We start from the raw sequence: 15,308 nt of genomic DNA, 5'->3' as shown, positions 1-15,308 counted from the left end.
TTAACGTAATCACTTGATATTAAAGGGGATGTGTATTTTAAAATACCTTTACCTTGCAAAAGGTTCCCCCTTGGGTTTAAGTCGGATGGATTATCGTCATCCGAGGCGGACGATAACCGAAAATACGGTTTCTCCGGGGAGGCCCGGAAAATTTAGCGGCGCAGTATACCACGTGGATCGGCGTTTCGATATAAACCCTGATCATCGATATAGGCCAGAACGGCAGCAGGCAGGAGGTCTTCGCAGGCGTCACCGCGATGGCGACGTTCACGAATTTCGGTGGCGGAGATGGAAACCAGCGGGGTGTCGGCCATAAAGATCCGGCCAGCTGTTTGTCGGTGCAGGATTTCCGCAGTGTCAGCCTGATGCTCCTCCAGCCAGCGCTGCAGCTCCGGGGTTTCCAGTTTGCTGTCATAACCCGGGCGTTTGCACACCAGCAGATGACACAGCGTCAGCAGTTCCTGCCAGCGGTGCCATTTATGTAAGGTTAGCAAGGAATCCTGCCCGATGATAAACGCCAGCGGCTGTTGTTTACCGCGTTCCGCACGCAGTGCTTCCAGCGTCTCAAAAGTGTACGAAGGCGTGTCGCGCTGCATTTCCCGCAGGTCGATATTGAACAACGGGTTACCCGCTATTGCCAGCTCAACCATCTTTATCCGCTGAGCCGCTGAGGCTTCAGGCTGTGGTCGGTGTGGGGGCACATTATTGGGCATCAGGGTGATTTTCTGCAGCCCGGCCAGCTTCGCCAGCGCTTCGGCAGGTTGCAGATGACCATAATGGATGGGATCAAAAGTGCCGCCAAACAGCGCCTGGAGACTTTTGTGCTCAGACATCGCAGAAGTGCTCAGGAAATGATTTGCTGCACAGCAGCAGCGACAGCGTTTCAAGTTCTGACCAGACACTCTGGCCATAATCCTGTTTCAGCGTCAGTTCGATGCGCATCAGCAGGTGGATCGCCTGGGCCAGCTGCCTGGCAGACAAACGCTGCAGGGCTTCACTGAACAATGGCCGGCGGTTCTGCCATACGCGATGCTGGTCGAATAAAGTCCGCAGCGGCGTGTTGCTCATCTGGCGCTGCAAAGTTAACAGCATCATCAGCTCACGCTGCACCGTGCGCAGCAGGATCACCGGCTCGCTGTCTTCGGCCTGCATCTGGCGCAGAATATGTTGCGCCCGCTTACTTTTCCCGGCCAGCAATGCATCCACCCAGTGGAAAGGTGTGAAGTGCGCGGCATCGTTCACTGCCTGTTCAACCCTCGGCAGCGTCAGTTTGCCGTCCGGCCAGAGGAGCGACAGGCGCTCCAGAGCCTGGGACAGCGCCAGCAGATTTCCTTCATAGCAGTAGCAGAGCAGCTGGATCGCCGCATCGTCCAGTGACAGCTTCATGTTTTTCGCACGGGCGGCAACCCAGCGCGGTAGCTGGGCCTGTTCCGGCGTCTGGCAGGGAACCACCACGGCATGGGCGCTCAGCGCTTTAAACCAGGCGCTGTTTTCCTGCGCTTTGGTCAGCTTGCTTGCCCGAAGCAGCAGCAGGATATCGGCATGCAGCAGGGTGGAAAGCATCACCAATTTTTCAGCCATCGCGGCATTGGGGCCGTTTTCCGGCAGCGTCAGCATCAGCGTCTGGCGGCTGGCAAACAGGCTGAGTGCCTGACAGGTAGAAAAGATGGCGTCCCAGTCGGTATGCGTGTCGAGCACGATGCTGAAATGTTCAGTAAACCCCTGCTGGTGGGCTACAGCGCGCACGGCATCCTGCGACTCCTGCAGCAGCAAAGGTTCGTTTCCCGTAAGGATATAACAAGTGCGCAGCCCCTCATGGAGCTGCGCGCTGAGTTGCTCAGGATAGATCCTGATCATCTGGCGTAGGAGTTATCAGGCAGGGCGGAACGCGGTGTGGTCTGGTCAACAGCCGAAGGTGTGGACCCCAGCGTATTCACTGATGCATCGTTCTCCGCAATATGTACTGTCAGCAGCTTACGCACCAGCTGCTGGGCAGCCTGGGTACGCATTTCACTGACGATAATGCTCTGCTCGGAGTCTTTTGCCAGCGCGGCCAGCGGGTTATCGAAGAATGAACGATAAACGGTGGCGCTGATCGGGTAGATGCCTTTATTAGGTACCAGTATCTGTGCGCTGACGGTCATCATCAGCGAGTACTCCGCCGTTTTACCGTCCTGGAAAATCGTCGCCGTATCCTGGCTATGAGTTTCCGCACCCAGACGCAGAGAAGGCACATCTTTACGCAGGCCCGGTTTATCCAGCACCGTCACGTTGTTCAGACGCAGCTCTTCACGCACCGCACGAGCCATTGGTCCATACGGATCCCCTGTATCAACAATCAGGGTTTTCATTTCCGGCGGGACCGAAGTGGTCCCGCGCAGGTGAAAGCCGCAGCCCGCGGTGATCAACACCGCCAGGCCCAGCAACACTGACATTATCGGATGTCGCACAATTCCTCCTGACATCAACCCACGACCAGGTTAAGCAGCTTGCCTGGTACGTAAATCACTTTACGAATGGTGACGCCAGCAAGATATTTGGCGACCAGATGCTCCTGCGCGGCACGAGCCTGAACCTGTTCCTGCGTGCTGTCTGCCGGAACGGTAATTTTGCCACGTACTTTACCATTAACCTGCACGACGACCAGCACAGAATCTTCCACCATCGCGTCTTCGTCAGCCACTGGCCACGGCGCGTTATCCGCGTCGCCAATGCCGCCCAGCGCCTGCCACAGTGTGAAGCTGGCGTGCGGGGTGAACGGGTATAGCATGCGAACCACGGCCAGCAGCGCTTCCTGCATCAGCGCACGATCCTGCTCACTTTCCTGTGGCGCACGGGCCAGCTTGTTCATCAGCTCCATGATTGCCGCAATGGCGGTGTTGAAAGTCTGTCGGCGGCCAATGTCATCGGCCACTTTGGCGATGGTTTTGTGCAGGTCGCGACGCAGTGCTTTCTGGTCTTCGTTCAGTGAAGCGACATCCAGGGGCGCGGTGGCGCCTTTTTCAGTGTGCTCGTAAACCAGTTTCCAGACGCGCTTCAGGAAGCGGTTTGCGCCTTCCACACCGGATTCCTGCCACTCCAGCGTCATTTCAGCCGGGGAAGCGAACATCATAAACAGACGGACGGTATCCGCGCCGTAACGCTCAACCATGACCTGCGGGTCAATGCCGTTGTTTTTCGATTTCGACATTTTGCTCATGCCCGCGTAGACCAGCTCGTGGCCCGCTTCGTCGGTGGCTTTGGTGATGCGGCCTTTCTCGTCGCGCTCAACGGTTACATCAACCGGAGAAACCCAGTTACGTTCACCGCTGGTGCCCAGATAGTAGAACGCATCAGCAAGGACCATACCCTGGCACAGCAGCCGTTTGGCTGGCTCGTCAGAGTTCACCAGGCCAGCATCACGCAGCAGTTTGTGGTAGAAGCGGAAGTACAGCAGGTGCATGATGGCGTGTTCGATACCGCCAACATACTGATCGACAGGCAGCCAGTAGTTGGCCGCAGCCGGGTCCAGCATGCCTTTGTCGTAGTCCGGGCAGGTGTAGCGTGCGTAGTACCAGGAGGACTCCATAAAGGTGTCAAAGGTATCGGTTTCGCGCAGCGCAGGCTGGCCGTTAACGGTGGTTTTTGCCCACTCAGGATCGGCTTTGATCGGGCTGGTAATACCGTCCATCACCACATCTTCCGGCAGGATCACCGGTAGTTGGTCTTCTGGTGTTGGCATTACGGTGCCATCGAGCAGGGTCACCATTGGGATTGGTGCGCCCCAGTAGCGTTGGCGGGAGACACCCCAGTCGCGCAGGCGGTAGTTAACCTTACGCTCACCGACACCTTTCGCGGCCAGTTGATCGGCGATGGCGTTAAAGCCTTCTTCATATGACAGGCCGTTATACTCGCCAGAGTTGAACAGCGTGCCTTTTTCGGTCATCGCTGCAGCGCTCAGGTCCGGCTCGCTGCCATCGGCATTGAGGATCACTGGTTTCACCAGCAGATCGTATTTGGTGGCAAATTCCCAGTCACGCTGGTCATGGCCAGGTACAGCCATCACGGCACCGGTGCCGTATTCCATCAGCACAAAGTTAGCGACCCACACCGGCAGTTTTTCACCGCTCAGTGGGTGGATGGCGAACAGGCCGGTTGCCATGCCTTTTTTCTCCATCGTCGCCATTTCAGCTTCGGCAACTTTGGTGTTACGGCATTCGGCGATAAAATCGGCCAGTGCCGGATTGCTCGCAGCAGCCTGTGCTGCCAGAGGATGACCGGCAGCGACGCCCAGGTAGGTCACACCCATAAAGGTGTCCGGGCGGGTGGTGTAAACGCTGAGTTTTTCACTGCTATCGGCAACGTCAAAGGTAATTTCCACACCTTCAGAGCGGCCGATCCAGTTGCGCTGCATGGTTTTCACCTGCTCCGGCCAGCTTTCCAGCTTGTCCAGGTCGTTTAGCAGCTCATCCGCATAATCGGTGATTTTCACGAACCACTGCGGGATCTCTTTGCGCTCAACTTTGGTATCGCAGCGCCAGCAGCAGCCGTCGATCACCTGCTCATTTGCCAGAACGGTCAGGTCGTGTGGGCACCAGTTAACAGCAGAAGTCTTTTTATAGACCAGACCTTTTTCATACAGTTTGGTGAAGAACCACTGTTCCCAGCGATAGTATTCCGGCTGGCAGGTCGCCAGTTCACGGCTCCAGTCATAGCCAAAGCCCAGCAATTTGAGCTGGTTCTTCATGTAGTCGATGTTGTCGTAGGTCCACGGTGCGGGAGCCGTGTTGTTTTTCACCGCAGCGCCTTCTGCTGGCAGGCCAAACGCATCCCAGCCAATGGGCTGCAGCACGTTTTTGCCCAGCATACGCTGGTAGCGGGAGATGACATCACCGATGGTGTAGTTACGAACGTGGCCCATATGTAGGCGGCCAGAAGGATAGGGCAGCATGGAGAGGCAGTAATACTTCTCTTTACCTTCCTCTTCGGTCACTTTGAACGTTTGCTTCTCATCCCAGTGTTTTTGTACATGGGATTCTATCTCTTCCGGGCGGTATTGCTCTTGCATGGCAGCCAGTGGTCCTTTGTAAACTTTATGAGTTCGTTCAGATCCGCATAGCATAGCTGATTCGGCCCCGGCGCAACAACAGTATCCGGCCAGACAAGGGGCATTTCTCTGCATGCTGGAAGACGGCGGGCAAATTTCGCAGTCATCTCCGCGTAATATTGGTAATGCCGCTAGAATTAATAGCGTATACGGCAGGTATGATGAAGGAGAAAAAATGAACAAGGTTGCTCAGTATTATCGCGAACTGCTTTCCTCCCTGACCGAGAGGATTAACAAGGGCGATCATGATATTGATGCTCTGGTGGAGAGTGCCCGGCAGCGAATGAATAATCGGGGCGAGCTGACCCGCAGTCAGATTGATGATGTGACCAGGGCGGTCCGGCGGGATCTGGAGGAGTTTGCTCGCAGCTATACGGAAACGCAGGATGAGAAGAGTGACAGCGTGTTTATGCGTATTATCCGCGAAAGCGTCTGGAAGGAACTGGCGGATATTACCGATAAGAGCCAGCTGGAGTGGCGCGAAGTGTTTCAGGATCTGAACCATCACGGGGTTTATCAGAGTGGAGAAGTGGTGGGGCTGGGTAATCTGGTGTGTGAAAAATGCCAGTTTACCCGGGCAATCTACACGCCTGAGACGCTGACGCGCTGCCCGGAATGCGGTAACGATCAGTTTCAGCGACAGCCGTTTGAACCCTAGGTTGAGGGTAAATCTGGGTAAATCAGCGCAGGCGCGGGGAACACTGGCTGCTCATAAAGACGCAAAAAGCACCGTCCCTGTTAGCTCGACTCGTGCCGTCCATGGCGCGAGACGCTTTATTCCCAGCCTGCGTTCTTGTTGCTTCAGGTTTTTAAGTCGATTGCCCGAATGGCCATGTAAGGCTTAATTCGGGCTGACAGAAAAATTAATGCAGGATTTTGGCGAGGAAGTCTTTCGCGCGGTCTGACTGAGGATTATTGAAGAAGTCATCTTTCGGTGAATCTTCCACAATCTTGCCTTCATCCATAAAGATCACCCGGTTCGCCACCTTGCGGGCGAAGCCCATTTCGTGGGTCACCACCATCATGGTCATGCCTTCATTTGCCAGTTCGACCATGACATCCAGCACTTCGTTGATCATTTCCGGATCCAGTGCCGAAGTGGGTTCATCAAACAGCATGGCGATAGGGTCCATGCACAGCGCACGGGCGATGGCCACGCGCTGCTGCTGGCCGCCGGAAAGCTGGCCAGGATGCTTGTTGGCGTGGGCAGAGAGGCCGACACGCTCCAGCAGCTTCAGCCCTTTCTGCCGCGCTTCTTCTTTGTTGCGTTTGAGCACTTTTACCTGAGCAATTGTCAGGTTCTCGGCGATGGTCAGATGAGGGAACAGTTCAAAATGCTGGAACACCATGCCGACTTTGGAGCGCAACTGGGCGAGGTTGGTACGTTTGTCATTTACGCCTGTGCCGTTGACCTCAATGATGCCCTGCTGGATCGGCTCCAGACCGTTCACCGTTTTAATCAGGGTCGATTTGCCGGAGCCTGACGGGCCGCAAACTACCACCACTTCGCCTTTTTTAACTTCAGTAGAGCAGTCGGTCAGTACCTGAAAGTGACCATACCACTTCGAAACGTTTTTCAGGGTAATCATTTAAACTGTCCTTTTTTTCTTTAAATAGCTGACCAACAGTGAAGCGCTAAGGCTGATAACGAAATAGACGGCACCGGCGAACAGCACCATTTCAATCTCGGTTCCGTTGTTAATGCCGATGGTGTCGGCGGTACGGAAGAAGTCGGCAAGACTGAGTACGTAAACCAGTGAGGTATCCTGAAACAGAACGATGCCCTGGGTGAGCAGCAGTGGCACCATGGCGCGGAACGCCTGCGGCAGGATAATCAGCTGCATGGATTGCCAGTGTGTCATTCCCAGCGCCAGCGCGGCATTCCCCTGACCACGCGCAATACTCAGGATCCCGGCGCGAATAATTTCCGAATAGTAGGCGGCTTCAAACAGCGAGAACGCCACCATCGCGGAGATCAGACGGATATCGGTTTTAGGCGACAGGCCAAGCACCTGCTGCAGGAAGCTCGGCACCACCAGATAGAACCACAAAAGCACCATCACCAGCGGCACGGAGCGGAACAGGTTGACGTACAGCTTAGCGAACCAACTGATCGGCTTGAAGCTGGACAGGCGCATCACCGCCAGCAGCGTGCCCCAGATAATCCCGAAGACCACCGCCGTAATGGTGATTTTCAGCGTGATCACCATACCGTTCAGCAGGTAAGGCATGTTTGGAACAATAGTGCTCCAGTCAAAATCGTACATTATTTGCCTCCCATGCCGCCGGGCAGGCGAACTTTACGTTCCACCAGGCTCATCAGCAGCATCACCACCACGTTGATGCCAATATAGGCAACGGTAATAGCGGTAAATGATTCATAGGCGTGTGCGGAGTAGTCCAGCAGCTTACCCGCCTGCGCCGCCATATCGACCAGCCCGATAGTAGAGGCGATAGCGGAGTTTTTCACCAGGTTAAGCATTTCCGAGGTCATCGGCGGCACAATCACCCGGTAGGCATTGGGCAGCAAAACGTAACGGTAAGTCTGCGGCAGCGTCAGGCCCATCGCCAGCCCGGCGTTTTTCTGCCCGCGTGGCAGCGACTGGATCGCTGCCCGCACCTGCTCACAGACGCGGGCAGCGGTAAACAGCCCCAGACAGATCACCGAGCAGGTAAAGAACTGAATATTCGGATCCAGCTCGGATTTAAACCAGGTGCCGATGGATTCCGGCAGCAGCTCCGGCACCACCAGGTACCAGATAAAGAACTGCACGATCAGCGGTACGTTACGGAACAGTTCGACGTAACAGGTGCCGATGGCAGAGAGCAGGCGGTTGGGCACGGTGCGCAAGATACCAAACAGCGAACCGACAAAGAAAGCGATAATCCAGGCGCAGATCGACACGGCAATGGTGACTTTAAAGCCGGCCCACAGCCATCCCAGATAGGTGGTATTACCGAAAGGGGCCTGTTGCAGGAATATTCCCCAGTTCCAATCGATTGACATAAATAACTCCGGTAGAAAAAAAGGGTAGCGAAGCTACCCTGAAGATTGATGAGAGGCTTCTTGCTGTGCGTCATGGGGAACGACCACTTCGCACCTTTGCCTGAATGCCTGCCACTTTGCGGCGGCAGTTTCAGGCTGTTGTCTGTCCGAGCCTGTTTTCAACAATCATAGGGCAGCGGCTTGCCGCCCTTATTTTCGTTATTAGTTCAGTGCCTTGTCGTTTGGCGTTTTGAAAGTGGCTTTCATATCGTCAGACAGGGCGAAATTCATGTTGAGGTTTTTTGGTGGAATAGGCTGGCTGAACCACTTTTCAAACCATTTGCCTGCTTCACCCGAGGTCTGCTCTTTGGCGATGGTGTCATCCATCAGCTGTTTAAAGGTGGTGTCACCTTTGCGTAGCATACAGCCATAGGCTTCTTTCGACTGTGGCGTACCGACGATGACCCAGTTATCCGGTTTTTTGGCTTTCGCACGTTCACCAGCCAGCAAGGCATCATCCATCATAAAGGCCACGGCACGGCCGCTTTCCAGCGTGCGGAAAGAGTCCCCGTGATCTTTGGCGCTGATAATGCGCATGCCCATTTTCTTCTCGTCATTCAGCTTGTTAAGCAGAATTTCAGAAGTGGTACCGGAGGTGACCACCACGGTTTTCCCTTTCAAGTCCGGGAAGTCTTTAATCGGGCTGCCTTTTTTAACCAGTAAACGGGTGCCGATCACAAAGATAGTATCGGAGAACGCAGCCTGCTGCTGGCGCTCGGCGTTATTGGTGGTGGAGCCACACTCAAAATCGTAGGTGCCGTTTTGCAGCAGCGGAATACGGTTCTGCGAGGTGATCGGCAGCATTTTTACCTGCAGATCCGGCTTATTCAGCTTGGCTTTAATTGCCGCCACAATGGCGTTGGAATAATCCTGAGAATAGCCAACAACTTTTTGCTGATTATCGTAGTAAGAGAAAGGAACAGAAGATTCGCGGTGACCAACGACGATGACGCCGTTTTTAGCAATTTTGTCCAGCGTGGACGTTTGCGGTGCATCTTCTGCATGGGCGAGTCCGGATGCAAGGCCAGCCAGTGCCAGGCACAGCCCCAGTTTCCGTAATTTCATCTCCAACTCCTTCAAAGTGTGACGCCTTAAAAGTGCGCCGATTGTGATGTTATGTTTATTTCCTGCTGCTTTTCTTTTTAATCCCAGGGCGTAACCGCACCTGAACAGCCCTAACATAGCTGAATGTTAACGCAATGAAACAAAAAAGTTTCTTTTTTGCGAAGTGTGCCGCACCAAATCGAGGCAATGTTTCGAGCAATGCTCCGCCCTGGGGCATTTCATGAGCCCTGATGGTGCGTACGCCGGTTCTGTATGGCTAAGTGCAGACTGTTCAGCGGTTCTCGCCGTAATATTTTGCAATCATCGTGCCAAAATGTTTTTGTTAAAACATTTCTCAGCAGGATGTGCTTAGTGGTGCGGGGAGGTGGGAGGTTCCAAAAAAACGCCGAACAGAGTTCAGCGCTTTCAGGAAAGGGTTAGCGGCGATTACGCCAGCCGGTAATGACCGCTGCCAGACCAAACAGCAGCGTGATTATCCATACCGTCCAGTTGCCAAAACGGGCATACGGCGTCAGTCCCTGAGTCGGGGTGATTTTGGTTGCCAGTACGTCGGCTTTGAACTGCGGGATCATCTCTTCTGCATTGCCATCAGCGTTCACCACGGCAGTCACACCGTTATTGGTATCGCGCAGCAGCGGACGGCCCAGTTCAAGAGCACGCATTCGCGCCATCTGGAAGTGCTGCCACGGGCCGATAGAGTGACCGAACCAGGCGTCATTAGATAGGGTCAGCAGGAAGTCGGTATCTGGGCGGAAATTATCCCTGACCTGCTGCCCCAGCACGATCTCATAGCAGATCGCGGCGGTCAGATTGTATCCGGCCACTTTCAGCTGTGGCTGGATGTAGGCACCGCGGCTGAACGAGGACATTGGCAAATCGAAGAACGGCGCTAACGGACGAAGCAGGGTTTCCAGCGGCACAAACTCGCCGAACGGCACCAGATGGTTTTTCTGGTAGCGGTTGGTGCTGTCGTAATCGTATGGCCTGTCGCCGCCCAGCACGATGATCGAGTTGTAATCGTGATAGCGGTTATTCTCCAGCCGGGAGTCGACAATCCCGGTGATCAGGCTGCTGCCATTGGCGCGCAGTTCTTCATCCATCGACTTAAGGAACGGCTGCTGATTGCTTTCGAGGTCCGGGATTGCGGACTCCGGCCAGATAATCAGCGGGGCTTTGCCAACGTAGGGGCGGCTGAGTGAGGTATAAGTCCGCAGCGTGCTAATCAGCTGGTTGGGGTCCCACTTCAGCGACTGTGGAATGTTGCCCTGCACCAGCGCAACGTCCACTTCACGTTCCGGCATCGCCTGATACCAGCTGATCTGACGCAGCGGCCATGGCAGCAGCAGCAGAGCCAGCGCGGCAATAGCAGCCATCCAGTTGCGATGCACCGCCGCAAAGACTGCCAGCCCGGCGACAATCATTAGCACAAAGGTTATCCCTTCCACACCGGTCAGCGGTCCCAGCCCTTTCAGCGGACCATCAATCTGGCTGTAGCCAAACTGTAGCCACGGGAAGCCGGTCAGGATCCAGCCGCGCAGAAACTCGGTTATTTGCCACAGTACCGGCGCGGCTACCGTCAGGCGCACCAGGGATGTTTTCGGGAACAACCGGTTGAGCAGGGCAGCAAACAGCATGGTGAACAGCGACAGATATGCCGCCAGCAGCACCACCAGGAAGACGTTAACCGGGCCGGGCATGCCGCCAAAGGTGGCGATGCTGACATAGACCCAGTTTATCCCGCTGCCGAACAGGCCAAAGCCCCAGACAAAGCCGATGGCCGTTGCCTGACGGGTGGAGCGGTCGAGGGTTAAAGCCAGCAGACCGGCCAGCGAAATCAGCGCGGCCGGCCAGAAGTCATACGGAGAGAACGCAAGGGTGCCAGAGGCACCCGTCAGCAGCGCTAAAAGCAGGCGAACCCGCTGACGCTGGTACACTGAGGCAATAGCCATTGAGAATTATTCTTCCAAAATCGGTTGCGGCGAGTTTTCCGGGATCCTGACATGAACCTGAATGATACGACGGCTGTCGGCCATTGCGACCTTAAACTGGTAACCGTCGATTTCAATGCTTTCGCCGCGTGCTGGCAGATGACCAAATGCCTGCATCACCAGACCGCCAATGGTGTCCACCTCTTCATCGCTGAAGCTGGTTTCAAACACTTCATTAAAGTCTTCAATCGGAGTCAGCGCGCGGATGGTATAGGTGTGACGGCTCAACTGACGGACATCGCGATCTTCTTCGTCATCGTACTCGTCTTCGATTTCACCGACGATCAGTTCAAGAATATCTTCAATGGTCACCAGGCCGGAGACGCCGCCGAATTCATCGATCACAATCGCCATATGATAGCGCTGCGAGCGGAACTCTTTCAGCATCCGGTCGACGCGCTTGCTTTCCGGCACCACCACGGCAGGACGCAGCACTTTTTCAATACTGAACGGAGTGGACTGGCTGCTCATAAACGGCAGCAGGTCTTTCGCCATCAGAATGCCTTCAACATGGTCCTTATCTTCGCTGATTACCGGGAAGCGGGAGTGAGCGGATTCAATGATGGTCTCCAGGCACTCTTCCAGCGTCTGGTTCCGCTTCAGGGTAATCATCTGCGAGCGGGGGATCATGATGTCACGCACGCGCTGTTCGGCAATATCCATCACGCCTTCGAGCATGTCGCGGGTATCCGGATCGATCAGGTCTTTCTGCTCGGAATCGCGGATTAGCTCCAGCAGGTCGTCGCGGTTTTTAGGCTCACCGTGAAACAGCTGGTTGAGGATAAGGGTGAAAAATCCCTTTTTACTACTGGGACTGTCATTGTTCTGTGAATGGTCATCGCTCATGGCGTTTTGGTTTTGTCACTCATGTTGTGTGAGGGGGTGTCGCCTTCTGCCCGCAGGCAGAAGGGGACGATATTGACTACGGTAATTCTTTCTCCGAAATGTACGGATCGTCATAACCAAGAGCAAGCATTATCTCGGTCTCAATTGACTCCATCTCTTCGGCTTCGTCATCTTCAATGTGGTCATAACCCAGCAAATGCAGGCTGCCATGTACCACCATATGGGCCCAGTGAGCCAGCAGCGGTTTCTCCTGTTCCCCGGCTTCCTGCTCCACCACCTGGCGGCAGATGATCAGGTCGCCAAGCAGCGGCAGCTCAATGCCCGGCGGGGCTTCGAACGGGAAAGAGAGCACGTTGGTGGGTTTATCTTTATCGCGATAAGTGTGGTTCAGCTCGCGGCTTTCCGCCTCATCCACCACGCGAATTGTCACTTCACTCTCTTCCTGAAACTGCGGCAGCACCGCTTCCAGCCAGCGACGAAAATCAGATTCTGTCGGCAGCCCTTCCGGCTGTTCGCACGCCAGCTGTAAATCTAAAATCACGGTGCTCATTTAGGCTCCTGTGAGGCCGCCAGCTGTATCGCCAGTGCTTCACGTTTACGTTCTTCTGCCTGAGCATCGCGACGTTTTTGGTCGGCGGCTTCCCAGGCTTCATAGGCGATAACGACGCGGGCCACCACCGGGTGACGCACCACGTCTTCACTGTGGAAGAAGTTAAAGCTGATCTCTTCCACTTCAGACAGCACTTCGATCGCATGGCGCAGCCCCGATTTCAGGTTGCGCGGCAGGTCAATCTGCGTGACGTCCCCGGTGATCACCGCTTTGGAGTTAAAGCCAATACGGGTCAGGAACATCTTCATCTGTTCAATGGTGGTGTTCTGGCTTTCATCCAGAATAATAAACGCATCGTTCAAAGTACGGCCGCGCATATAGGCGAGCGGGGCCACTTCGATCACGTTACGTTCAATCAGTTTTTCAACCCGCTCAAAGCCCAGCATTTCAAACAGGGCATCGTAGAGCGGACGCAGATACGGGTCCACTTTCTGACTGAGATCGCCCGGCAGGAAGCCCAGCTTTTCACCGGCCTCCACTGCAGGCCGGGTCAGCAGAATACGCCGGACTTCCTGACGCTCCAGGGCATCCACCGCCGCTGCTACGGCGAGGTAGGTTTTACCTGTCCCCGCAGGCCCGACACCGAAAGTGATGTCGTGGTCGAGGATGTTAGCGACATACTGCGCCTGATTGGGCGTGCGTGGTTTGATCACGCCGCGCTTGGTTTTGATGTTCACGGCTTTGCCATATTCCGGCACGCTGTCCGCTGATTGCTCCAGCACGCGGCTCTCTTTGATTGCCAGATGAATCTGCTCCGGATCGATATCCGGAATATGACCACGCACTGGCGCGGTATCCACATACAGGTCGCGCAGGATGCGGGCTGCGGCATCCACCACCAGTGCTTTGCCCACCAGTTTGAAGGCGTTATCGCGGCGGTTGATTTCAATGCCTAACCGGCGTTCCAGCTGCTTGATGTTGTCGTCAAACGGGCCGCAAAGGCTCAGCAGACGGTGGTTGTCAGCAGGGTCTAACGTGATTTCGCGTGTTTCAATATTCAAACTAATCCTTTGGGTCGCTCAGGGCCAGGTTGAGGATGGCTTATCATCGGCTTACGTCGCCAGTAACGCGCGGAGCCATAAAGGAATTATTTATGTCAGTGCGCCAATCCGCAAGCGCTGAAACGGATATTTGGGCGCGGTACGGACAAAGCAAGGGTAAGCGGATGATTTGCAGCGGCGAACCTGCGAGGCCCGCCGCAAAAGGTCGGGGTTCAGGGTTGGAAAGTGCCCACGCCCAGCTCGTTTTCTTTGCGTGTGCGCGCAATAACCGAGGCAGGGGTTTCCTGACTGCGCAGGCCCATCTGATCTTCAGTACGAACGAGGATACCGCGCAGGGAATTGGTGTAGACGTCAACGATTTCCACATCGACAAATTTTCCAATCATCTCCGGCGTGCCTTCGAAGTTAACCACACGGTTATTTTCGGTACGGCCAGACAGCTCCATCACATTTTTCCTTGAAGTGCCCTCCACCAGAATACGCTGTACGGTACCCAGCATACGGCGGCTCCATGCCATCGCCTGCTGGTTAATGCGGTCCTGCAGGATATACAGGCGCTGTTTCTTCTCATCGTCCGTCACGTCATCCGGCAGGTCGGCCGCTGGCGTTCCCGGACGGGGGGAGTAGATAAAGCTGAAGCTGGTATCGAAATTCACTTCGCCAATCAGCTTCATCGTCTGCTCAAAGTCCTGCTGTGTTTCGCCAGGGAAGCCAACAATAAAGTCTGAGCTGATCTGGATGTCCGGACGGGCAGCAATCAGCTTACGGATGATCGCTTTGTATTCCAGCGCGGTGTGGGTACGCTTCATCAGCGTCAGAATCCGGTCGGCACCGCTCTGTATCGGCAGATGCAGGAAGCTGACCAGCTCCGGCGTGTCGCGATAGACATCAATAATGTCGTCGGTGAACTCAATCGGATGGCTGGTGGTGAAGCGGATACGGTCAATGCCGTCAATGGCTGCCACCAGGCGCAGCAGGTCGGCAAATGAGCAGATTTCACCTTCAAAGTCTTCGCCGCGGTAAGCATTGACGTTCTGCCCCAGCAGATTCACTTCACGCACGCCCTGCGCTGCCAGCTGGGCAATTTCAAACAGAATATCGTCGCACGGACGGCTCACTTCCTCGCCACGGGTGTAAGGCACCACGCAGAAGGTACAGTATTTGTTACAGCCTTCCATGATCGAAACGAAAGCCGACGGGCCGTCTGCTTTCGGCTCTGGCAGACGATCAAATTTCTCAATTTCCGGGAAGCTGACGTCCACCACCGGGCTTTTCGAGCCGCGCACGGTGTTTATCATCTCTGGCAGACGATGCAGCGTCTGAGGACCAAAGACGATATCGACGCACTGAGCGCGCTGGCGGATAAGCTCGCCTTCCTGCGAGGCCACACAGCCGCCCACACCGATAATCACATCTGGTCTGGCGCGTTTAATCAGCTTCCAGCGGCCGAGCTGATGGAAAACCTTTTCCTGCGCTTTCTCGCGGATCGAGCAGGTATTGAGCAGCAGAACGTCAGCTTCTTCCGCCACATCAGTAAGGGTATAGCCATGGGTGCTGTTTAACAGGTCGGCCATTTTGGATGAATCGTACTCGTTCATCTGACAGCCCCAGGTTTTAATATGCAGTTTTTTAGTCATCTGGTTGCCATTAATCATGCTCGCGAAAA

Annotated in this window: 14 protein-coding genes; 1 reads left to right on the top strand and 13 read right to left on the bottom strand. The window is 55.0% G+C overall.

The features are described 5' to 3' along the window. Window positions 1-152: 152 nt before the first annotated feature. From nadD to leuS, 4 genes are read right to left on the bottom strand one after another with little or no spacing between them, the layout of a single operon-like run. A complete protein-coding gene (gene nadD / locus GSQ70_RS01340) occupies window positions 153-833 on the bottom strand; it encodes a nicotinate-nucleotide adenylyltransferase (RefSeq protein WP_158780582.1) in 681 nt (226 codons plus the stop codon). After that, on the bottom strand, window positions 826-1,857 hold the full coding sequence (gene holA / locus GSQ70_RS01335; protein WP_158780581.1) for a DNA polymerase III subunit delta: 1,032 nt from the start codon (window positions 1,855-1,857) through the stop codon (window positions 826-828). The genes nadD and holA overlap by 8 nt, the downstream gene beginning before the upstream one ends. Next, complete coding sequence (lptE, locus tag GSQ70_RS01330; RefSeq protein ID WP_158780580.1) at window positions 1,854-2,450, bottom strand: LPS assembly lipoprotein LptE; 597 nt, start codon at window positions 2,448-2,450, stop codon at window positions 1,854-1,856. The genes holA and lptE overlap by 4 nt, the downstream gene beginning before the upstream one ends. A gap of 14 nt (window positions 2,451-2,464) precedes the next feature. Continuing rightward, window positions 2,465-5,047 (bottom strand): leucine--tRNA ligase, encoded by a 2,583-nt coding sequence (gene leuS / locus GSQ70_RS01325; RefSeq protein WP_158780579.1) that lies wholly within the window; start codon window positions 5,045-5,047, stop codon window positions 2,465-2,467. Window positions 5,048-5,261: 214 nt separating this feature from the next. On the opposite strand from leuS, the gene GSQ70_RS01320 reads away from it, so the two are divergent. Further along, window positions 5,262-5,744 carry a zinc ribbon-containing protein gene (locus GSQ70_RS01320; protein WP_158780578.1) on the top strand — a complete coding sequence of 161 codons (483 nt, stop codon included), beginning with the start codon at window positions 5,262-5,264 and terminating at the stop codon, window positions 5,742-5,744. Between the two features lie 205 nt (window positions 5,745-5,949). Here GSQ70_RS01320 and GSQ70_RS01315 read toward each other — a convergent pair whose 3' ends face one another. The 9 genes from GSQ70_RS01315 to miaB all read right to left on the bottom strand — a co-directional run bounded on the left by GSQ70_RS01315 (window position 5,950) and on the right by miaB (window position 15,279). Continuing rightward, complete coding sequence (locus GSQ70_RS01315) at window positions 5,950-6,675, bottom strand: amino acid ABC transporter ATP-binding protein (RefSeq protein WP_158780577.1); 726 nt, start codon at window positions 6,673-6,675, stop codon at window positions 5,950-5,952. After that, window positions 6,676-7,353 carry a glutamate/aspartate ABC transporter permease GltK gene (gltK, locus tag GSQ70_RS01310; RefSeq protein ID WP_158780576.1) on the bottom strand — a complete coding sequence of 226 codons (678 nt, stop codon included), beginning with the start codon at window positions 7,351-7,353 and terminating at the stop codon, window positions 6,676-6,678. Further along, window positions 7,353-8,093, bottom strand: coding sequence for an amino acid ABC transporter permease (locus GSQ70_RS01305; protein WP_158780575.1), 741 nt, complete (start codon window positions 8,091-8,093; stop codon window positions 7,353-7,355). Before GSQ70_RS01305 ends, gltK begins: the two co-directional genes overlap by 1 nt. Before the next feature lie 201 nt (window positions 8,094-8,294). After that, window positions 8,295-9,197 carry an amino acid ABC transporter substrate-binding protein gene (locus tag GSQ70_RS01300; protein WP_158780574.1) on the bottom strand — a complete coding sequence of 301 codons (903 nt, stop codon included), beginning with the start codon at window positions 9,195-9,197 and terminating at the stop codon, window positions 8,295-8,297. A gap of 416 nt (window positions 9,198-9,613) precedes the next feature. After that, the gene (lnt, locus tag GSQ70_RS01295) at window positions 9,614-11,146 is read right to left on the bottom strand and encodes an apolipoprotein N-acyltransferase (protein WP_158780573.1); all 1,533 of its coding nucleotides are present in this window, start codon (window positions 11,144-11,146) and stop codon (window positions 9,614-9,616) included. 6 nt (window positions 11,147-11,152) lie between these two features. Then, window positions 11,153-12,031, bottom strand: coding sequence for a CNNM family magnesium/cobalt transport protein CorC (gene corC, locus GSQ70_RS01290; RefSeq protein ID WP_158780572.1), 879 nt, complete (start codon window positions 12,029-12,031; stop codon window positions 11,153-11,155). A 76-nt stretch (window positions 12,032-12,107) separates the two neighbouring features. Beyond that, window positions 12,108-12,581: an rRNA maturation RNase YbeY gene (ybeY, locus tag GSQ70_RS01285; protein WP_158780571.1), complete on the bottom strand. Its 474-nt coding sequence runs from the start codon at window positions 12,579-12,581 to the stop codon at window positions 12,108-12,110. Then, window positions 12,578-13,642: a PhoH family protein gene (locus GSQ70_RS01280; RefSeq protein WP_158780570.1), complete on the bottom strand. Its 1,065-nt coding sequence runs from the start codon at window positions 13,640-13,642 to the stop codon at window positions 12,578-12,580. The genes ybeY and GSQ70_RS01280 overlap by 4 nt, the downstream gene beginning before the upstream one ends. A 212-nt stretch (window positions 13,643-13,854) precedes the next feature. After that, a complete protein-coding gene (miaB, locus tag GSQ70_RS01275; protein WP_158780569.1) occupies window positions 13,855-15,279 on the bottom strand; it encodes a tRNA (N6-isopentenyl adenosine(37)-C2)-methylthiotransferase MiaB in 1,425 nt (474 codons plus the stop codon). Window positions 15,280-15,308 lie beyond the last annotated feature (29 nt).

Source organism: Pantoea sp. BAV 3049 (assembly GCF_009765445.1).
Taxonomy (GTDB): Bacteria; Pseudomonadota; Gammaproteobacteria; order Enterobacterales; family Enterobacteriaceae; genus Erwinia.
This window is presented reverse-complemented; position numbering and strand designations above follow the sequence as displayed.

Coding starts and splice junctions, on each gene's coding strand:
- nadD (WP_158780582.1), bottom strand. CDS start 833: ATGTCTGAGCACAAAAGTCTCCAGGCGCTGTTTGGCGGCACTTTTGAT.
- holA (WP_158780581.1), bottom strand. CDS start 1,857: ATGATCAGGATCTATCCTGAGCAACTCAGCGCGCAGCTCCATGAGGGG.
- leuS (WP_158780579.1), bottom strand. CDS start 5,047: ATGCAAGAGCAATACCGCCCGGAAGAGATAGAATCCCATGTACAAAAA.
- GSQ70_RS01320 (WP_158780578.1), top strand. CDS start 5,262: ATGAACAAGGTTGCTCAGTATTATCGCGAACTGCTTTCCTCCCTGACC.
- GSQ70_RS01315 (WP_158780577.1), bottom strand. CDS start 6,675: ATGATTACCCTGAAAAACGTTTCGAAGTGGTATGGTCACTTTCAGGTA.
- gltK (WP_158780576.1), bottom strand. CDS start 7,353: ATGTACGATTTTGACTGGAGCACTATTGTTCCAAACATGCCTTACCTG.
- GSQ70_RS01305 (WP_158780575.1), bottom strand. CDS start 8,093: ATGTCAATCGATTGGAACTGGGGAATATTCCTGCAACAGGCCCCTTTC.
- GSQ70_RS01300 (WP_158780574.1), bottom strand. CDS start 9,197: ATGAAATTACGGAAACTGGGGCTGTGCCTGGCACTGGCTGGCCTTGCA.
- lnt (WP_158780573.1), bottom strand. CDS start 11,146: ATGGCTATTGCCTCAGTGTACCAGCGTCAGCGGGTTCGCCTGCTTTTA.
- corC (WP_158780572.1), bottom strand. CDS start 12,031: ATGAGCGATGACCATTCACAGAACAATGACAGTCCCAGTAGTAAAAAG.
- ybeY (WP_158780571.1), bottom strand. CDS start 12,581: ATGAGCACCGTGATTTTAGATTTACAGCTGGCGTGCGAACAGCCGGAA.
- miaB (WP_158780569.1), bottom strand. CDS start 15,279: ATGACTAAAAAACTGCATATTAAAACCTGGGGCTGTCAGATGAACGAG.